Below are 19,765 nucleotides of genomic sequence, written 5' to 3'. Positions count from 1 at the left end.
AAAAGAGTACAATAAAAGTAACAAAAACATTAAAGGTGGTAATTTCAATGGATATCATGACAAGTTTAAAAAACCAAATCATTGGAAAAAATATTCGCATCGTTTTCCCAGAGGGTAACGAACCACGCGTTGTTCAAGCTGCTAGTTTGTTAGCACGCGAAAACATGTTAAAACCAATTTTAATTGGATCAATTGAGGAAGTACAAGCTGCTGCTGGAACCTATTCACTAGAAGGATGCGAAATTATTGATCCAAAACATTATAACAAATTAGATGAAATGGTTACTGAATTAGTTGCTGTTCGTAAAGGAAAAGTAACTGAAGAGCAAGCACGTGAATTAGTCTTAAACGTGAATTACTTCGGAACGATGTTAGTACACATGGGATTAGCGGCAGGTTTAGTTTCAGGTGCTATTCACTCAACTGGAGACACGGTACGTCCAGCCTTACAAATTATTAAAACAAAACCAGGAATCTCTAAAACATTTGGATACTTTGCTATGTTACGTGGAGATGAGCGTTATATCTTTGCTGACTGCGCGATCAATCCAAACCCATCAAGCAGTGATTTAGCAGAATTCGCCATTGAATCAGCACGTGTTGCACGTATGTTTGATATTGAACCAAAAGTTGCCTTATTAAGCTTCTCAACAAAAGGTTCAGCTAAAACTGAAGAAACTAAAAAAGTAACAGAAGCAATGGAAATCTTAAACGGAATGGAATTAGATTTCGATTATGATGGAGAGTTACAATTTGATGCTGCCTTTGTTCCAGCAGTAGCAAAAACAAAAGTTAAAGATTCTAAAGTAGCAGGACAAGCCAATGTATTCGTATTCCCTGATTTAAACTCAGGAAACATCGGATATAAAATTGCTCAACGTTTAGGTGGATTTGAAGCAGTAGGACCAATCTTAGCTGGATTAAATAAACCAGTTAATGATTTATCACGTGGATGTTCTCCAGAAGATGTTTACGGAACAGCAATCATCACGGCTAACCAAACATTATTATAGAAATAAAGTTATTTTTTAAATAAATGAGAGAGAGATGAGCTTTGTGTTTTCATTGACAGAAAGCTCATTTTTTTATAAACTTTTATAGAGATACACTTCAAAAATTTTAGAAAAGGGAAGGTGTAATCGATGTTTAATTTAGATGATTTATTTGCAGAACCAAATGAGTTCCGCGTTTGTGATAAATGTAAAGCAACAAATTTAAATACATTATTACCACGCTTAAAAGCGATTGACCCAAAAGCGAAAATTTATCAAGGATGCCAGTCATATTGTGGACCAGGTCGTGATCGTTCTTTTGTTTTCGTTAATAATAAGCCAATTTTAGCGGAAAATGAAGATGAGTTAATCCAAAAAGTAAAAGAATTCTTAGGAAAATAAAGAATAAGAAAAGGACAAGGAGTCAAAATAATCGACTTTCTTGTCCTTTTTTGTGTTAAGTGCATAAAAGTAGTAAAAGATAAAAATATGATCAATTAATTATGATTCACCAAGATAATAGTATTCATTTCCAAAGTGATGGATTTTAAATGTTTTATTAGCTAGTAAATTAGCCATATAGGAAACTATATCGAGTTCATTTTTAAATAAGATTAGCGCCTGTGGTTCGTTTTTTATCACAAATCGAATGCGAGCTTTTAGAAAAGGGGTTAATTGTTGAAAAATTTGCTCAATGCTTAAAGGTTCAGGTTGATGAAGGGTGAGAAGGTCATAGATTTCACAAATCATCATGGAAAAAAGTTGATGATGCTTTAAGAAAGACACTTGATCATTAATGAAGTAATCTCTTGTTTTCAAACACATAGAACCACGCCCTTTAAAAACGTTATCATATTGGTATTATAACATATTTATATGATATTATTTCAAAAAGGTATAGATTATTTTTAATATTTAGGAAACGTTTTGTCGTGTTAGTTCAAGTCTGTCAAGAATGTGGTATACTTATAATGTAAGAAATCAAGATTTTTACATTATTTTTAAAAATAATGATGGTATATAGATGGTGATGCGAATGACAAAGTTAGAAGAAAAAGTATTTAGAGATCCGGTATATGGATATGTTCATGTTTATGATCAATTAATTTGGGATTTAATTCAAACAAAAGAGGTGCAACGATTACGCCGTATTAAACAGTTGGGTGGAACGTATATGGTTTTCCATACGGCAGAACATAGCCGTTTTTCACATTCATTAGGTGTGTATGAAATGGCACGAAAAATTATTCGAGCATTAATGCATCGTGGAACGATATTAAGTGAAGATGAACGTTTACTAGTTTTATCAGCTGCGTTACTTCATGATTTAGGTCATGGTCCTTTTTCACATTCATTTGAATCTGTTTTTAGTGTACGCCATGAGCTATTTACAGAACGCATTATTATGGAAAACACGGAAGTGAATCGAGTATTAGAAGCCTATCAAAAAGGATTTGCTACGAAAGTTCGAGATGTGATTAATAAAACATATCCGAATCCATTAATTATTAGTATTATCTCAAGTCAATTAGATGCTGATCGCTTAGATTATTTACTTCGTGATGCTTATTTTACGGGGGCTCCGTATGGAGAAATTGATGTTGAGCGAATTCTAAGAACGATGCGTGTTGTTAATAATAAAATTGTGTACAAAGTGTCAGGAATGCATGCGATTGAAGATTATTTAATGAGTCGTTATCAGATGTACTGGCAGGTCTATTTACACTCAACCGGTCGAAGTTTTGACTTAGTTATTCAAAATATGCTTCGTCGTGTTCGTGAATTGATTTTTTCTGGCTATGAATTTAAACGTCCACTGGGAGCACTAAAAGATTTATTTTTAGAGGAAGATCCTTCAGTTGAAACATATTTAAAATTTGATGATTCAACAATTAGTTATTATGCCTCTTTATTTACCGATGAGGAAGATGAGATTTTACGTGATTTCGCCGATCGTTTTATTAATCGTCGATTATTAAAAGAGGTGCACTATACACCAAATGATGAAACCAATGAAAAGCTAAAGCAAGTGAAAGAATATATGATTGAATTAGGTATTAATCCAGACTATTATTTATTAACTGATCATAGCGTCAAAACACCATACGATTACTATGGACATAAAACGAATTGTTTACCAGACTGTATTGAATTATTGATGCGTGATGGATCAATTCAAGAAATCTCTGAAGTATCAACCATCATTAAAGGAATTATTGCGGTCAAACCAAAACAAGAACATAAAGTTTATTTCCCATTAGATTTAATTCGATTAAGTCCAGATGGGGAAGCGAAACAAAGAATTCTAGAATTATTACATGAGAATGTTCAATAAAATTTTATAAAAGAAATTGAGGAAAAAAATATGTTTAAAGAAGTTATTGTCGTAGAAGGTCGCGACGATACCCGACGTCTAAAAGAAGTCTATCCTGAAATTGAGACGTTAGAAACGAATGGCTCAGCCATTAATGAGAAAATATTAGAGCAAATTACAACACTTCAAATGAGTCGTGGGATTATTGTTTTTACTGATCCTGATTTTCCGGGAAATAAAATTCGCCAGACCGTTATGCAGGCTGTTCCAAATTGTAAACATGCCTATTTACAAAAAGTTGATGCCATTGCTAAAAATGGAAGTGGGGTTGGTGTTGAACATGCGAGTGATGAAGCGATTAAAGCGGCATTAGGTAATTTAGTGACGCCAAAAGAAGCGGTCATTGAGGAAATTGAAACACAGTTCTTATTTGATTTTGGACTCATCGGTCATCCAAATAGTGCAAAGATTCGTGAGAAGCTGAGTGAAGCCTTAGGAATTGGCTATGTGAATGGTAAACAACTTCAAAAACGTCTAATGATGTTTGGGATTACGAAACAACAAGTTGTAGATGTCTTAACTGACTCAAACTAGAATTGTTTAAAATAAAGGAGCTATTTAATATATGAGAGATATTGCAACAAAGTCGAACACAAAAGAAATCATTGAAAGACATGGATTTACTTTTAAAAAGAGTTTCGGACAAAACTTTTTAACGGATACTAACATTTTAAATAAAATCGTGAATGCGGCTGATTTAACAGATGAAGTTGGAGTCATCGAAATCGGTCCTGGTATTGGAGCGTTAACAGAATTCATTGCTCGTAAAGCGAAAAAAGTTGTCGCTTATGAGATTGATCCTCGCTTAATTCCAATCTTAGCTGAAACATTAGCCCCTTATGATAATGTAAAGGTGATTCATCAAGATATTTTAAAAGCTGATGTGGCTTCTATGATTGAAGAGGAATTCAAAGATGTAAAAGAAATTGCAGTTGTTGCAAATTTACCATATTATATTACAACGCCAATTTTAATGGGATTAATTGAGAAGAAATTACCAATCGATCGTTATGTGACGATGATGCAAAAAGAAGTAGCGGAGCGCTTATCTGCGAAACCAGGGTCAAAAGACTATAATGCATTGTCAATTGCGGTTCAATACTATACAGAAGCAAAAATCGCTTTAACAGTTCCAAAAACAGTCTTTATTCCAGCACCAAATGTCGATAGTGCAGTTGTTCATTTAACAAGACGTGAGCAACCAGCGGTTGAAGTGATTAACGAAGACTTCTTTATGGAAGTGGTTCACGGAGCTTTTAAACAACGCCGTAAAACATTACAAAACAACCTAAATCAACACTTCGCAGATTTAACGAAGGAAGAGGTCACAGCTATTTTAGAAGAAGCTGGGATATTACCAAATCGTCGTGGAGAATCATTATCAATCGAAGAATTTGCGAAATTATCAAATACATTTTATCAACATTTAAATAAGTAATAAAAAGAAGGTCTTCTATCATAAGAAGGCCTTCTTTTTTTATGTACCGATTTTTTAGGGATTGCATATAATAACGTGAGGTGATGAGGATGAGTCAGGAAGTCAAAGTAGGAGATATTGTTGGACGACGTTCGTATAACTCTGATACAATGTTCCGAATTGAAGAAATAGTAGGTGATACAGTTTATTTGAAAGGGATCTTTTTTAGACTGACCGCTGATGCTCCTATTAGTGATTTAGAAATCATTTCACGTGAAGAATATCAACGGGCTGAACAAGTCGAATTTGATCAATATCGGACAATCTTACCACCTGTTATGAATCAAATGCGTAGTTATGATAATGGTGATTTTTATATTAGTGGACGAATCTTACATATTGATGGAGATGAAGAGTATCTCCAGAAGAGTATAAAGTTATATAAATATGCAAAAGTTTATGCGCAAGCTTTTGCCGTTCCAGAAAAAGAGATGAAGACTAAAGTGCCAGAATTGGTCAAGAGATTAAGACCGAATATCGTGGTGATTACTGGTCATGATGCCCTAGAAGATAAAGAACACGAAGACGATTTAAATTCTTATCGAAGTTCTAAATATTTTGTTGAAACGGTTAATGCTTTACGTGAGATAGAGCCTTCTTTGGACTATTTAATTGTCATTGCGGGCGCTTGCCAATCACATTTTGAAGCATTGATTGGTTCAGGTGCAAATTTTGCGTCATCTCCTAAACGAATTAATATTCATGCACTGGATCCCGCGATTATTGCCGCCACAATCGCGTTAACTCCGTATGAAGAACAAGTTGATTTACGAGAAGCGATTGAGAAAACTATTGCAAAAATTGCTGGTATTGGAGGGCTTCAAACGAAGGGAACCCTTCGTTATGGTATCAGAAAATTGTAAAAATATTTAATTTTATCATTGTTAATGCATAATTTCAAGTGTTTAGCACATAATAATATTGAAAATTTTTTCTTTTTGTGGTATGCTTTATAATAGAAAGGGCGTGATGTTTTGGCTAATAATATTGTTAATATTCGTCAAGAGTTAAGTGAACAAGTAGGTAAGGAAGTAAAGCTTACTGCCTATGAAAGTCGTAACCGTGTGGTTGAGCATACAGGTGTTTTATCTAATACGTATCCTTCTATTTTTGTAATTGATTTAGATAGCGAACGCGATTCAGTTGATCGTGTTTCTTATAGCTATATTGATGTTTTAACTGGATCAGTTGAATTAAAGTTTAATTAATATTAAAAAAAGTAGTCAACATTGTTTACTACTTTTTTTGTATAATTAAATAAAGTCATATGATAAAATAAAGTCATACTGATTGGAGGAATGGCTATGATAACAATTAAAGCTCCAGCAAAAATAAATTTAGCACTCGATACGCTCTATAAACGTAAAGATAATTATCATGAAGTTGAAATGATTATGACAACTGTCGACTTAGCAGACTATATTACGGTCACTCCCCTTGAAAAGAATGAAATTGTAATTAAATCAAATGAGTTCACAATGCCACTTAATGAAAAAAACTTGGCGTATCAAGCCGCCCAACTTTTTAAGCAACATTTTAATATTGATAAAGGTGTTGAAATCTATATTAAAAAGCGAATTCCAGTTGCAGCAGGATTAGCAGGTGGAAGTAGTAACGCTGCCGCAACACTAAAAGCATTAAAAGAACTTTGGAAAGTAGATTGTACAATAGACGAATTGGCTGAACTAGGGGCACAGCTAGGATCAGATGTACCGTTTTGTGTTTATGGAGGAACAGCGATAGCAACAGGTCGTGGGGAAATCATTCAACCAATTCCATCTCCCCCAAAATGTTGGGTCATTTTAATCAAGCCACGAATTGGCGTATCAACCAAAGAAATTTATGAAGCGTTAGACGCTAACCAAGTTGAGCATTTAGATATTGAGGGAATGTTAAAGTGCATTGACAATAAAGACTATCAAGGAATTTGTGATCGCTTAGGAAATTCACTTGAAGAAGTCACATTAGAACGTTATCCAGTGGTTGCTGAGATTAAAAATAAACTTGTCCAGTTTGGAGCAGATGCTGTATTAATGAGCGGTAGCGGACCGACAGTTTTTGCGCTAGTACGTAAAGAGTATAAATTACGACGAATTATAAACAGTATTAATGGATGTTTTAGAGAGCATGAAGTTCATGCAGTTCGATTAATTGGGTGACCATTAAAAGTATCTTAATCCTAGAGTTGATTAAGGTGCTTTTTTATTTATCTAAAAGTAGTAAATTAGAGTAAACAACATAAATGTCTTGAATTCTAACAAAAAAATGTATATAATTGTAAAAAATGACAGAGAACACAAAAATGACATAAAAGTGCTTACAAAAAATGGTATATTAAATGTGAGATCAGGACAACTTAGGAGGATGAGAAAGAATGAATATTACAGATGTAAGAATTCGTAAAGTAGAGACAGACAACAGAATGAAAGCTATCGCATCTATTACTTTAGATGATTGTTTTGTCATTCATGACTTACGTGTCATTCAAGGGGATGAACACTTATTTGTAGCAATGCCAAGTCGTAAGACATCAACAGGGGAGTTTAAAGACATTGCACATCCAATCAATCATGATACACGTAAAGAGTTAGAGCAATTTGTCATTAAAGCTTACGAAGAAGCAGAATAGTCATTTTTAAAATTAGGGGAGTTTAATTAATCTAGATTAAACACGATTAAATAATCGATTTATGATAAATATAATAAACTTCACGAAAAGGCATCAAGTAAGAAGCTGCCATCCTTTAGGGTGTCAGCTTCTTTTATTTGTATCTTGAAGAGAAAAATTGAAATGTCAGTCTTGCTCAAGGATATCTCATAAAAATTAAATTTGATGAAAGGTTGAAGTATGCTATACTAAAAGAAATAAGACAAAATAACGGAGGATTGTTATGAACAAGTATGCGGTTGTATTAGCGGCAGGAAAAGGAACTCGTATGAAGTCGAGTTTACATAAGGTACTACATCAAGTATTAGGGAAATCGATGGTTGATCATGCAGTTACAAATTTAGAAAAAATTGGGGTAGATAAAATTGTAACTGTTATTGGTTATGAAGCTGAATCAGTTCGTGCTGAATTACAAGATCGTGTTGAATATGCGATGCAAACTGAACAATTAGGAACTGGTCATGCGGTCATGATGACGAAAGAATTATTAGAAGGATTAGATGGAGTAACGATTGTTACCTATGGAGATGTTCCACTTTTAACAGAACAAACAATCTCTAATTTATTTGACTATCATCAATCACAAAAAGCAGCTATTACTATTTTAACGGCGTGCACTGATAATCCGACAGGATATGGACGTATCATTCGTGATGAAGAAGGAAATGTGTTACGTATTGTTGAACAAAAAGACGCAAATACGGAAGAATTGCTTGTAAAAGAAATTAATACAGGTGTTTGCTGCTATGATAATAAAGTATTATTTGAAGCTTTAACAAAAATCACAAATAATAACTCACAAGGGGAATACTATTTAACAGACTTAGTTGGAATCATTCGTGATATGGGATTAAAAGTAGTCGCGTATGTGAATGAAGATTTTGAAGAAACATTAGGGGTTAATGATCGTGTCCAATTAGCTTATGCTGAAAAAGTATTACGTAAACGCATCAATGAATTCCATATGCGCAATGGAGTGACAATCATTGATCCTGAAGCGACATATATCGGAACAGACGTACAAATTGGACAAGATGTTATTATCTATCCAGGAACGATGATTACAGGTCCATCCATTATTGCGAACAATGTAGTTATTGGAGCGAATTCTCAAATTATTAATTCAACAATTGGAGAGCATACGACAATTAACGCGTCAGTTATCTCTGATTCAATAATTGGAGCTTCGACAACAGTAGGACCATTCGCACATATTCGCATGCATGCTGAAATCGGAAATAAAGCTCGTATTGGAAATTTCGTAGAAATTAAAAAATCTGTGTTTAAAGATGGAGCAAAATCAGCACACTTAAGTTATATTGGAGATGCTGAACTTGGTGAAAATGTCAATATGGGTTGTGGATCAATTACTGTTAATTACGATGGAAAGAACAAACATAAAACAGTCATTGGTGCAAATACCATGGTTGGATGTAATGTCAACTTAGTAGCGCCAGTTACAGTGGAACCGAATGCTTATTTAGCAGCGGGATCAACAATTACTAAAAATGTACCAGAAGATGCTTTAGCTATTGCTCGTTCAAAACAGGAAAATAAAGAAGGATATGCAAAAGTTATTCGTCAAAAATAGTAAAAAAATTTAAAAATTGGTAATATGTCTTAAACATTTACTGAAATAATTGAAAAAAAATAAGAAATTGTGTAAAATACTGTCTGAAGTGTGTTTATTCTAGGAGGTTAAATCATCATGGCAGAAATTAATCGTAAGAAGTTTAAAATTTTTAGTTTAAATGCTAATCGACCATTAGCGCAAGAAATTGCAGATCGTATCGGAGTACCATTATCTGATTTAACAGTTAACCGATTTGCCGATGGAGAAGTACAAGTTAACATTAACGAAACTGTTCGTGGACACCATGTATTCGTTGTTCAGCCAACACATAATCCAGTTAATGAAAATTTAATGGAACTTTTAGTAATGATCGATGCACTTAAACGTGCATCAGCGAAAACAATTAACGTGATCATGCCTTATTATGGTTATTCACGTCAAGATCGTAAAGCAAAAGCTCGTCAGCCAATTACAGCTAAGTTAGTAGCTAACTTAATTGAGGCAGCGGGAGCAACACGCGTGATGACGATGGATTTACACGCAACACAAATTCAAGGATTCTTCGATATTCCAATCGATGATTTTCGTGCAATGCCAATTATTGCAAAATATTTCATTGATAAAAACTTAGAAGATATCGTTGTTGTTTCACCAGATCATGGAGGAGCAACTCGTGCTCGTGTATTAGCTGAGTACTTAAATGCACCTATTGCTATTATCGATAAACGTCGTCCAAAACCAAACGTTGCAGAGGTTATGGGATTAATCGGTGAAGTTGAAGGTAAACATGCCATCATCATTGACGATATGATTGATACAGCAGGAACAATTCAAATTGCAGCAAATGCATTAAAAGAGCGTGGAGCATTATCTGTTTATGCAGCATGTACGCATCCAATTCTTTCAGGACCTGCGGTTGAGCGTATCGAAAACTCAGCAATCAAAGAATTAGTCACAACAAATACAATTAATCTGCCAGAAGAAAAACGAAGCCCTAAAATTACACAATTATCAGTTGGTGAATTATTAGCGGAAGGTATTTTACATATCTTAAATGACGAACCAGTTTCGGATTTATTCGTTTACAATCGTGATTTATACAATTTCTAATTATTTTAAAATCAAAAAAGCGAAGCTTAACATTTAGCTTCGCTTTTTTTTATTTACTTGCAATAAATCTGTTTAATTTAGCAGAAAATAAAGTGAAATGTCTCTTTTTTTAAAACGTATTCCATTAAAAAGAAAACCACTCAAATACTAGAAGAAATATTGGTAAAACGTATGCGATTACTGTAAAATAGGATATGTTATTTAAACTCTGAATGAGGTGAAATTTTATGAAATTGTTTGTAGGTCTGGGAAACCCAGGTTCAAAATATGAAAGAACACGCCATAATGCTGGATTTATGGTTATTGATGAATTAAGCAAAGCATGGAATATTGATTTATCAGAAGAAAAAAAATTTAAAGGTGAGATTGGGCGTGGAGTTGTTAAAGGTGAAAAGGTTATATTATTGAAACCAACAACTTTCATGAACTTATCTGGAGAGTCAGTTCGTGCAGTTATGGATTTTTATGATGTTGATATCGAAGATTTAATTGTCATCTATGATGATTTAGATTTACCACACGGAAAGATTCGAATGCGTTTAAAAGGAAGTGCAGGTGGCCATAATGGAATTAAGTCATTAATCGCACACACTAAAACACAAGAATTTAAACGTATTCGTGTGGGAATCGATCGCCATCCCAAAATTCCAGTAGTGGATTATGTGTTAGGAAAATTTACAGAAGATGAGTTAGCACTTGTCAATCAGGCGATTGATTTATCAGTAAAAGCTTGTGAAATGGCATTAACAGAATCATTTAATAAAGTGATGACTGAGTATAGTAAATAGGACTTGTCACAGAAGGTGGGTGTTTGAATGAATGTGATGAATCAGTATATTTCAAAGTCTGAACAACTTCAAACTTTGATGAATACATTAGATAAGGATAATCAAAATGTTTTATTAAGCGGGGTTACAACTTCTTTTTATGCACCATTATTACAAATGATTTTCGAAAATAAAAAACGACCGATGATCATTATGATGCAAAATTTATATCACGCTCAGCGTTTGTATGATCAACTCATTGATTTGATGGACATGAATTCAGTCCGTCTTTTTCCTATGGATGAATTTATAACAGCTGAGATGCTTGCTTCAAGTTCTGAGTTACGTATCGAACGAATGAATACACTAGCTTCAATAATTGAAAATCAAAATAAAATCGTTGTAACACATGTTGCTGGTGCGACACGATTCTTAACACCAAAAGAGATTTTTAAACAAGCCGATATTCAATTAGAGGTTGGTGGAACTTACGAACTTGATGAACTAAAACGTAAATTAGTTGAGTTAGGTTATCAATCGGTTCGTGCTGTTGAGCATATGGGTGAATTTAGTGTTCGAGGCGGAATCTTAGATGTTTTTCCGATGACAGAAGAGAATCCAATTCGTATTGAATTCTTTGATGATGAAATTGATACAATTCGTTATTTTTCAACAGAAACTCAACGTTCGATTAATAAAGTTGAAAAGGCAGCTCTCGTTCCAACATTTGAACTTGTTTATTCAGACGAGCAAGTTGAGCGTTTTGAAAAAAATATTAAAGAACGCTTAACAAAAACGGCACCACTTGTTGAAGGGGAAACACGTGATAATTTATATGCTAGAATCTATGGTGATATAGAAAAGATTAAAAATCATCAAGATTTAGAGGTCATGCATAAATATATTTCATTATTGTATGAAAAACCAGATACATTGCTATCTTATTTCGATGATCCATTGGTAATCTATATTGATTACAATCGTATTTTAGAGAATCAAGAGCATATGAATGAAGATGCATTAGCCTGGCAAGAAGGAGCCATCGAAAATGGAAAAACAGTCGTTGATTTAAATTTATATCATCCAATTACTCAAACAAAAGTCTCTAGACAGCTATTTTTACTTGAACATACGAGTTCATTACAAGAAATCAAGTTGACAGAACACGTTAAGCTAATGACTAAGAGTGTTACTGAGTTTCATGGACAACTTGAATTTTTTGCGAAAGAGTGTAAACGACTCAAAGAAAATGGGGTTACAGTCTTTGTCACAGTTTCAAGTGTGGAGGCACGTAATAACTTAGCCAATTATTTAGAAGAATCAGGAGTGACTGTTGCATTCCCAACGACGATCGATGAAATTAGAGAAGGTTCGATCCATCTTGTCTATGAGCGATTACCATTAGGTTTTGAACTATTAGAACCGAATATTGTTGTTTATACGGATTATGAGGTTCATACAAAACGAAAAAAACAAACAGCTTATAAAAGTAATTTTAAAGAAGGTAAGAAGATTAAAGACTATAATGAGCTTAAGCTCGGAGACTATGTGGTTCATGTTCAACACGGAATTGGACAGTATATTGGGATTGAGACATTAGAAACAAATGGTGCCCGTAAAGATTTCTTAATGATTGCTTATCGCGGAGGCGATAAACTATATGTTCCAATCGACAAAATTGAGATGGTTCAAAAATATGTAGGATCAGAGGGGGCAAAACCGAAAATCCACAAACTAGGAACATCGGAATGGGAGAAAACGAAGGCAAAAGTTAAGAAAACGGTTAAAGATATTGCAGATAAATTAATCAAAATTTATGCTAAACGCGAGCATTTACCTGGTTACGCATTCTCAAAAGACACGATTGAGCAACATGCGTTTGAAAATGCCTTCCCATATGTTGAAACAGATGATCAGCTAAGGGCTGTGGCTGAGATTAAAGAAGATATGGAAGCGCCACATCCAATGGATCGTTTATTAATCGGAGATGTTGGATACGGAAAGACGGAAGTAGCGATGCGCGCTGCATTTAAAGCAGTCCAGGATGGGAAGCAAGTTGCCTATTTAGCACCAACAACAATTCTTTCTAAGCAACATTATGAGTCATTTGTGGCACGTTTTAAGGATTTTGATGTAAAAATTGGATTACTTAATCGTTATGTGTCAATAAAAGAACAACAGGAATTGCTAACAAATATAAAAAGTGGTAAAATAAATATCGTTGTCGGAACGCATCGAATTTTATCAAAAGATGTAATCTTTAAAGATTTAGGACTTTTAATTATCGATGAAGAACAACGCTTCGGGGTTGAACATAAAGAGAAAATCAAAGAGTTTAAAACTGAAGTTGACGTCTTAACGCTTACTGCAACACCAATTCCAAGGACATTACAAATGTCGATGATTGGTATTCGAAGTTTATCATTGATTGAGACTCCACCAATGAATCGCTATCCGGTACAAACTTATGTACTGGAAGAACATGATGGAGTAATTCGTGATGCAATCGAACGTGAATTGGCTAGGGATGGACAAGTATTCTATTTATATAATAGAGTATCAGATATAGAGAAAAGAGCGGCAAGAATACAAAAGTTAGTGCCGGATGCAGTGGTTGAATATGCTCATGGACAAATGAGTAAAGAACAACTTGAACAAACGATGGCGGATTTCGAAGAAAAGAAATTTAATGTCTTAGTTTGTACCACTATTATTGAAACAGGGATTGATATACCAAATGCGAACACTCTGATTATCTCAGATTCGTATCGATTAGGCTTATCACAACTATATCAGCTAAGAGGTCGCGTCGGAAGAAGTGATCGTATTGCTTATGCTTACTGCATGTATCCTAGAAATAAAGTATTAACTGAAAATGCTGAAAAAAGGCTACAAACAATTAAAGAATTTACTGAACTTGGTTCAGGATTCAAGATTGCCATGCGTGACTTAGCAATACGTGGAGCTGGAGATATGTTAGGAGCACAACAATATGGATTTATAGATACAGTTGGACTGGATTTATATACTCAATTGTTAAGTGAAGCAGTAGTTCACGCAAGAGAAGGTAGCAATTTTGAAGTCGCTTCATTTGAATTACCAAAATTAGAATTTGACTTTCCAACGAAAGTTGATGCGTACATACCTGATTTTTATATCAGTGATGAATCGACCAAAATTGAAATTTATCAAAAAATTAAAAAAGTTACTAATGATGAAGAATATAAAGACGTTATCGATGAATTAATTGACCGTTTTGGTGATTTCCCTGATGATGTTAAATATTTAATTGATCTGACCTTTTTAAAGAATATAACCGAACCATATATTGAAAAAACAAAATCGACTAAAAATACGATAGAATTCATATTAAAGGAAGAAATTACACAAGATATTGATGGACAGAAATTATTTGAAGCTGTTCACAAGATCGGTTCTATGATTCGTCTGGCGTATAAGGATAATCGAATAAATATTATTTTTGATTTACCAGTTGTTAAAAGGTTACAATGGTTCGAATATGCATTAGATTTATTTAAAAATTTCGAAAGATTCAAAAAAGATGTAAAAAAGGTATAATTTATTAAAAAACATAAAAACTAATGTTAGATAATTTGAAAGTGAGGTTTTGAGAAAGATGAAAGCAACTGGAGTTGTTCGTCGTATAGATGACTTAGGTCGTGTTGTAATCCCAAAAGAAATTCGTAGAACGATGCGTATTCGCGAAGGGGATTCTTTAGAAATTTTCGTTAATCAATCAGGAGAGGTTGTATTAAAAAAATATTCTCCAATCGCTGACATTTCTGCATTTGCACAACAATACGCTGATGCAATGCAAGCATCTACTAAAAAAGGTATTTTAATTGTAGACCGTGAAGATATTATTGCAGCTTCTGGAGAAATTAAAAAACAATATTTAAACCGTCGTGTTAGCCGTCCATTAAGCGACATGATTGAAAATCGTACATCTAAAATCGCTGAAGGAAAAGAAGTTTTAGAAATCGTTGATGGTGAAACAACTGAGCGTTCATTCGTAATGATTCCAATTATCTCAAATGGAGATAGCTTAGGTGCAGTTATTTTAGTAGGAACTGAAGAAGATGAATTAGTTAATGAATTAGATATTAACAGTGCTAAAATCGCAACATCATTCTTAGGTAAATACTTAGAAGGTTAATTTGAAAACAAAAAAGATACTTATCCACAATTGAGTGAATAAGTATCTTTTTTATTTTAGCTGTGTTACAAAATCTTGTTCATAATAAATTTATTGATACCAACCGGTACTCAGTGTAAAGTTTTTTTTGTGATCTGTGGATAAGGATGATAATAATTAAGTTAAGTCAATATTATATTCAAGGATATTATTTTAGAGGATAGCTAAAAATTATTTATGTTATTATCCATTCGTATGAAGGATACTATTAATTGATTTATACATACATGGCGAAATATAATTCATGGTTTTGAAGTCACCTATTCCTTATCAAATTTCATCAAATTTTATGATAAAATTTAGTTAAATTAAATTTAAACTCAAATAAAAAAGTGTAACCGAAGTTACACTTTTTTATTATTTTTGGTAGTTTGGAGCTTCTTGAGTGATTTCAACATCATGTGGATGAGATTCACGAAGACCTGCATTTGTAATACGTACAAATTTACCGTTTGTTTTTAAGTCTTCAATTGTAGCTGTTCCACAGTAACCCATTCCGGCACGTAAACCGCCACATAATTGATAGATTACATCTTCTAATTTTCCTTTGTAAGGGACGCGGGCTTCAATTCCTTCAGGAACTAATTTTTTAGCTTCTTGTTGTTTTCCTTGGAAGTAACGATCACTTGAACCACGTTTCATTGCAGCTAAAGATCCCATTCCAACGTAAGTTTTGTAACGGCGTCCATTAAATAAAATTTCTTCACCTGGAGCTTCTTCACATCCAGCGAATAAACCACCGAACATTGCGCAATCAGCCCCAGCAGCAATTGCTTTAACAAAGTCTCCACTTAATTTTAATCCACCGTCAGCAATAACTGGAACACCAACTGTTTTACAGTATTCATAGACATCATTAACCGCTGTAATTTGAGGAACACCTACACCAGCAACAACACGAGTTGTACAGATAGAACCTGGTCCGATACCAACTTTAACTGCATCAGCTCCAGCATCGATTAAATCTTTTGCTGCTTCTGGAGTAACAATGTTTCCACCGATAACTTGTAATTCTGGGAATGTTTCCTTAATCTGACGAACTGTATTAATAACACCTAAAGAGTGCCCGTGAGCTGAGTCAACTGTGATGACGTCAACACCTGCTTCAACTAAAGCAGTCACGCGAGCTAGTGTATCTGCACCAATTCCAACGGCAGCTCCACAACGTAAACGCCCTTGAGTATCTTTACAACTATTTGGATATGACATTGTTTTATCAATATCTTTGATTGTAATTAATCCGCATAATACACCTTCTTCATTGATGATAGGAAGTTTTTCAATACGGTGTTGCATTAAGATTTCTTTTGCTTCATCTAATGTGATTCCTACAGGAGCAGTGATTAACTTATCGCGTCCAGTCATAACATCACAAACTTTTACACTTTGATCAACGCGGTATTTCATATCACGGTTAGTGATAATTCCAGTTAACACACCATTTTCATCAACAACTGGGAATCCAGATACTTTATAGTGTTTGCATTTATCGTTTGCTTCCGCAATAGTGATATCTCCTGATAATGTAACAGGATCTGAAATCATACCATTTTGATATAATTTAACACGACGAACTTCTTCAGCTTGTTCCTCAATTGACATATTTTTATGAATAAATCCAACTCCACCTTGATGAGCAAGCGCAATAGCTAAGCGTGATTCAGTTACTGTGTCCATTGCAGATGAAATGATTGGAATATTTAATTCGATTCCACGTGTTAATTTTGTTTTTAAGCATACATCCTTTGGTAATACTTCACTACGTTGAGGGATTAATAAAACATCATCAAATGTTAATCCTGTAGAAACCACTTTACCGTTTAATAAGTTCATGGCGTGTCCTCCTTTAGTTATAATTATAGTTATTTTCTGTCCTTAAAGGGCATATGATTCAAGAGGGAATATGAATTAGCCCGTTTTTAGTTGTAAACATGATAGCATAACTCATAAAAGGTTGCAACACCAAAAAATACGACAATATTTAAGATTCCTCAAAAAATAAAATAACAATGTTATATTTTAAATTCAATTTTCATAAATAAGAATATAGTTTATATTTTAAATTAAATTTATCTAAAATTTACAAATGTTGTTGATATTTGGATTTGGTTAGTTTATAATTCAATTGTAAATATTTTGAAATTAAATGGTTAATTTTGTAGGAGGACATCAAAATGAAGCGCATGGATATTCAACAAGAGAAGAAGCAATTTGCGACATTTTTATGCCTACAATTTCATATTTGTGATAAAAAAGTTAAACGTATGAGTTAAGTGTTTTTACTAGCGCATATGTTTTTTTTTACAAGTTTTTTCACAAATGAAACAAGTCAAATGAAAATCACAACATTCATATATCATCGATAATAAGGTTCGAAAGTTTCTACCCCTTGCCGTAAATATAGGGACTATGAAGGTTGCACAAATAAGATCAGTTAAGTACAATGGGGTATATTAACCGTTAAAATGAGATAAAAAGTACAAAATTCGACTCAATTTAACAAAAAGTACTTCCATAACTTTACAGAATGTTATTAGCACCTTTAGTCACTGTTCTAAAGGTGCCTTTTATTTATGCTTCAAACGTTATATCATGGTATAGTGTATCCCGAGTAATCAATCTAAACAGAATACTTAGTAGAGAATCAATGAGGATATAAAAAAGGAGCGATCTTAATGAAAAATGATTTACAAATTGCTAAAGAAATTGAATTAAAACCAATTACTGAAATTGCAGAGCAATTAAATATCTCAGATGAGATTGAGTGCTACGGTAAATATAAAGCAAAAATTGACTTAAGTGTCATGAACAGTGAAAAAGAAAATGGAAAATTGATCTTAGTTACGGCAATTAGTCCAACTAAAGCAGGTGAAGGAAAAACAACGATGACAGTTGGGTTAGGACAAGGTTTCTACCACGTTGGAAAACAATCGGTTATTGCTTTACGCGAACCGTCACTTGGCCCAGTTATGGGACTTAAAGGTGGAGCAGCTGGTGGAGGGTACTCACAAGTTCTACCAATGGAGGATTTAAACTTACATTTCACAGGAGATATTCATGCAATCACAACAGCGAACAATGCGATCTGTGCCTTACTTGATAATCACATCTACCAAGGAAATGAATGTAACGTTGATCCAACAAAAATCGTCTTCAAACGTTGTTTAGATTTAAATGATCGTACCTTACGCGACATTACGATTGGACAAGGTTCGCATGTTAATGGAATCGAACGTAAAGATGGATTCAACATTACAGTTGCTTCTGAAATCATGGCAATTCTTTGCTTAGCAACAAGCCTTGAAGACTTAAAACAACGTATCGGAAACATTATCGTGGCATACACACCTGAGGATCAACCGGTCTTTGTTAAAGACTTAAAAATCCAAGGTGCAATCACGATGCTATTAAAAGATGCACTTAAACCAAACTTAGTTCAAACATGTGAACATACACCAGCTATCGTACATGGTGGCCCATTTGCGAATATTGCTCATGGATGTAACTCAATCATTGCAACAAAAACAGCCTTAAAACTTGGAGAATATGTGGTGACTGAAGCAGGATTTGGAGCAGATTTAGGAGCAGAGAAATTCTTAAATATTAAATGTCGTGAAGGAAATTTAACACCTGATTGTGTTGTTATTGTTGCAACAATCCGCGCGTTAAAAATGCATGGTGGAGTTGAGTACGATAACTTAAAAGAAGAGAACGTTGAAGCATTAGCAAAAGGTGTTGAAAACTTAGCGAAACACATTGATTCAATTCAACAATTTAATTTACCTTACGTCGTGGCAATTAACCAATTCACACATGATACAGAAGCAGAACTTAATTTCTTAAAAACATGGTGTGAAGATAACAATCATCCATGTGAAATCGCAAATGTTTGGTTAAACGGTGGAGCAGGAGCAAAAGAATTAGCGAACCGCGTGATTGAATTAATTGAAAACAATAATCAAACATTCGGTCATTTATATAACCGTGAAGATAAATTAGAAGATAAAATCTTAACAATTGCTCAAAAAGTATACGGGGCGCGTGATGTTATTTATACAGAACAAGCACAAGCTCAACTTGAAACAATTAAAGAATTAGGATATGAAGACTTCTTAGTATGTATGGCAAAAACGCCAGTATCTTTAAGTGATGATCCAAAAGTATTAGGCCGTCCAACAGATTTTGATATCACTATTCGTGAAATCCGTATCTCAGCTGGAGCAGGGTTTATCGTTTGCTTAACAGGAAATGTTTTAACAATGCCAGGACTTCCAAAACAACCAGCTGCATTAAAAATGGATGTAACACCAGAAGGTGAATGTGTAGGATTATTCTAAAAACTTCGCCTTTAGTCTTTTACACAATCTAGCTTTGAGTGACAATCGCTCTATAAAGTCTCTTCATTGTACTCTGATACAAAAGTAGTATCAATGACAACGAATTTTGACTTTTACGGTGACTTGTAAAATTTAATTTTGCATAGTCGTTAGTTCCCCTTTAGGGTTACGTGTGCTTAATTGTCACCTTAGTTTTATATATTATAAGGATAGAAAAGATAAATATAGGGGAGGACACGATCGTGGAGAGA

The 19,765-nt window shown here is 33.9% G+C and carries 17 protein-coding genes and 1 riboswitch; of the genes, 15 read left to right on the top strand and 2 right to left on the bottom strand.

Annotation, left to right across the window (positions count from 1 at the left end):
- The first annotated feature begins 47 nt into the window (after nucleotides 1-47).
- Nucleotides 48-1,013, top strand: coding sequence for a phosphate acetyltransferase (gene pta / locus J0J69_RS08520; protein WP_212724645.1), 966 nt, complete (start codon nucleotides 48-50; stop codon nucleotides 1,011-1,013).
- Between the two features lie 129 nt (nucleotides 1,014-1,142).
- Nucleotides 1,143-1,394, top strand: a complete 252-nt coding sequence (locus tag J0J69_RS08515; RefSeq protein WP_055242928.1) for a YuzB family protein — start codon at nucleotides 1,143-1,145, stop codon at nucleotides 1,392-1,394.
- A gap of 99 nt (nucleotides 1,395-1,493) precedes the next feature.
- Here J0J69_RS08515 and J0J69_RS08510 read toward each other — a convergent pair whose 3' ends face one another.
- Nucleotides 1,494-1,817 (bottom strand): hypothetical protein, encoded by a 324-nt coding sequence (locus J0J69_RS08510; RefSeq protein ID WP_212724646.1) that lies wholly within the window; start codon nucleotides 1,815-1,817, stop codon nucleotides 1,494-1,496.
- A gap of 211 nt (nucleotides 1,818-2,028) precedes the next feature.
- Here J0J69_RS08510 and J0J69_RS08505 point away from each other — a divergent pair, with 211 nt between their 5' ends.
- From J0J69_RS08505 to J0J69_RS08450, 12 genes are all read left to right on the top strand, one after another.
- A complete protein-coding gene (locus tag J0J69_RS08505; protein ID WP_212724647.1) occupies nucleotides 2,029-3,327 on the top strand; it encodes an HD domain-containing protein in 1,299 nt (432 codons plus the stop codon).
- A 30-nt stretch (nucleotides 3,328-3,357) separates the two neighbouring features.
- Nucleotides 3,358-3,900 (top strand): ribonuclease M5, encoded by a 543-nt coding sequence (rnmV, locus tag J0J69_RS08500; RefSeq protein ID WP_055276683.1) that lies wholly within the window; start codon nucleotides 3,358-3,360, stop codon nucleotides 3,898-3,900.
- A gap of 31 nt (nucleotides 3,901-3,931) precedes the next feature.
- Nucleotides 3,932-4,804 (top strand): 16S rRNA (adenine(1518)-N(6)/adenine(1519)-N(6))-dimethyltransferase RsmA, encoded by an 873-nt coding sequence (gene rsmA / locus J0J69_RS08495; RefSeq protein ID WP_212724648.1) that lies wholly within the window; start codon nucleotides 3,932-3,934, stop codon nucleotides 4,802-4,804.
- 89 nt (nucleotides 4,805-4,893) lie between these two features.
- Nucleotides 4,894-5,706: a sporulation peptidase YabG gene (gene yabG / locus J0J69_RS08490; protein WP_212724649.1), complete on the top strand. Its 813-nt coding sequence runs from the start codon at nucleotides 4,894-4,896 to the stop codon at nucleotides 5,704-5,706.
- A gap of 111 nt (nucleotides 5,707-5,817) precedes the next feature.
- Nucleotides 5,818-6,051 (top strand): Veg family protein, encoded by a 234-nt coding sequence (locus tag J0J69_RS08485; RefSeq protein WP_055242938.1) that lies wholly within the window; start codon nucleotides 5,818-5,820, stop codon nucleotides 6,049-6,051.
- Between the two features lie 96 nt (nucleotides 6,052-6,147).
- Nucleotides 6,148-7,002 (top strand): 4-(cytidine 5'-diphospho)-2-C-methyl-D-erythritol kinase, encoded by an 855-nt coding sequence (gene ispE, locus J0J69_RS08480; protein ID WP_212724650.1) that lies wholly within the window; start codon nucleotides 6,148-6,150, stop codon nucleotides 7,000-7,002.
- 215 nt (nucleotides 7,003-7,217) lie between these two features.
- Nucleotides 7,218-7,472, top strand: coding sequence for a septation regulator SpoVG (spoVG, locus tag J0J69_RS08475; protein WP_055242941.1), 255 nt, complete (start codon nucleotides 7,218-7,220; stop codon nucleotides 7,470-7,472).
- 262 nt (nucleotides 7,473-7,734) lie between these two features.
- Entirely contained in the window at nucleotides 7,735-9,102 is a 1,368-nt protein-coding gene (gene glmU / locus J0J69_RS08470; RefSeq protein ID WP_055242943.1) for a bifunctional UDP-N-acetylglucosamine diphosphorylase/glucosamine-1-phosphate N-acetyltransferase GlmU, read from the top strand.
- Nucleotides 9,103-9,219: 117 nt separating this feature from the next.
- Nucleotides 9,220-10,194 carry a ribose-phosphate diphosphokinase gene (locus J0J69_RS08465; protein WP_055242944.1) on the top strand — a complete coding sequence of 325 codons (975 nt, stop codon included), beginning with the start codon at nucleotides 9,220-9,222 and terminating at the stop codon, nucleotides 10,192-10,194.
- Between the two features lie 227 nt (nucleotides 10,195-10,421).
- The gene (gene pth / locus J0J69_RS08460; protein WP_055242946.1) at nucleotides 10,422-10,982 is read left to right on the top strand and encodes an aminoacyl-tRNA hydrolase; all 561 of its coding nucleotides are present in this window, start codon (nucleotides 10,422-10,424) and stop codon (nucleotides 10,980-10,982) included.
- 27 nt (nucleotides 10,983-11,009) lie between these two features.
- Entirely contained in the window at nucleotides 11,010-14,540 is a 3,531-nt protein-coding gene (gene mfd, locus J0J69_RS08455) for a transcription-repair coupling factor (protein ID WP_055242948.1), read from the top strand.
- A gap of 58 nt (nucleotides 14,541-14,598) precedes the next feature.
- On the top strand, nucleotides 14,599-15,138 hold the full coding sequence (locus J0J69_RS08450) for a stage V sporulation T C-terminal domain-containing protein (protein ID WP_055242950.1): 540 nt from the start codon (nucleotides 14,599-14,601) through the stop codon (nucleotides 15,136-15,138).
- A 396-nt stretch (nucleotides 15,139-15,534) separates the two neighbouring features.
- Here J0J69_RS08450 and guaB read toward each other — a convergent pair whose 3' ends face one another.
- Entirely contained in the window at nucleotides 15,535-17,010 is a 1,476-nt protein-coding gene (gene guaB, locus J0J69_RS08445) for an IMP dehydrogenase (protein WP_055242952.1), read from the bottom strand.
- Between the two features lie 496 nt (nucleotides 17,011-17,506).
- A riboswitch (purine riboswitch) is annotated at nucleotides 17,507-17,607 on the top strand.
- A 245-nt stretch (nucleotides 17,608-17,852) separates the two neighbouring features.
- Between guaB and J0J69_RS08440 the strand changes: the two genes are divergently transcribed.
- Nucleotides 17,853-19,514, top strand: a complete 1,662-nt coding sequence (locus tag J0J69_RS08440; RefSeq protein ID WP_055276691.1) for a formate--tetrahydrofolate ligase — start codon at nucleotides 17,853-17,855, stop codon at nucleotides 19,512-19,514.
- Nucleotides 19,515-19,765 lie beyond the last annotated feature (251 nt).

Origin of the sequence: Turicibacter bilis (assembly GCF_024499055.1) — a bacterium.
In the GTDB taxonomy this organism is placed as follows: Bacteria; Bacillota_I; Bacilli_A; order MOL361; family Turicibacteraceae; genus Turicibacter; species Turicibacter bilis.
The sequence above is the reverse complement of the archived record's forward strand: the minus strand, read 5'-3'. Positions and strand labels throughout refer to the sequence as shown.

Coding starts and splice junctions, on each gene's coding strand:
- yabG (WP_212724649.1), top strand. CDS start 4,894: ATGAGTCAGGAAGTCAAAGTAGGAGATATTGTTGGACGACGTTCGTAT.
- J0J69_RS08465 (WP_055242944.1), top strand. CDS start 9,220: ATGGCAGAAATTAATCGTAAGAAGTTTAAAATTTTTAGTTTAAATGCT.
- rsmA (WP_212724648.1), top strand. CDS start 3,932: ATGAGAGATATTGCAACAAAGTCGAACACAAAAGAAATCATTGAAAGA.
- ispE (WP_212724650.1), top strand. CDS start 6,148: ATGATAACAATTAAAGCTCCAGCAAAAATAAATTTAGCACTCGATACG.
- J0J69_RS08450 (WP_055242950.1), top strand. CDS start 14,599: ATGAAAGCAACTGGAGTTGTTCGTCGTATAGATGACTTAGGTCGTGTT.
- guaB (WP_055242952.1), bottom strand. CDS start 17,010: ATGAACTTATTAAACGGTAAAGTGGTTTCTACAGGATTAACATTTGAT.
- pta (WP_212724645.1), top strand. CDS start 48: ATGGATATCATGACAAGTTTAAAAAACCAAATCATTGGAAAAAATATT.
- spoVG (WP_055242941.1), top strand. CDS start 7,218: ATGAATATTACAGATGTAAGAATTCGTAAAGTAGAGACAGACAACAGA.
- mfd (WP_055242948.1), top strand. CDS start 11,010: ATGAATGTGATGAATCAGTATATTTCAAAGTCTGAACAACTTCAAACT.
- glmU (WP_055242943.1), top strand. CDS start 7,735: ATGAACAAGTATGCGGTTGTATTAGCGGCAGGAAAAGGAACTCGTATG.
- J0J69_RS08440 (WP_055276691.1), top strand. CDS start 17,853: ATGAAAAATGATTTACAAATTGCTAAAGAAATTGAATTAAAACCAATT.
- J0J69_RS08505 (WP_212724647.1), top strand. CDS start 2,029: ATGACAAAGTTAGAAGAAAAAGTATTTAGAGATCCGGTATATGGATAT.
- J0J69_RS08515 (WP_055242928.1), top strand. CDS start 1,143: ATGTTTAATTTAGATGATTTATTTGCAGAACCAAATGAGTTCCGCGTT.
- pth (WP_055242946.1), top strand. CDS start 10,422: ATGAAATTGTTTGTAGGTCTGGGAAACCCAGGTTCAAAATATGAAAGA.
- rnmV (WP_055276683.1), top strand. CDS start 3,358: ATGTTTAAAGAAGTTATTGTCGTAGAAGGTCGCGACGATACCCGACGT.
- J0J69_RS08510 (WP_212724646.1), bottom strand. CDS start 1,817: ATGTGTTTGAAAACAAGAGATTACTTCATTAATGATCAAGTGTCTTTC.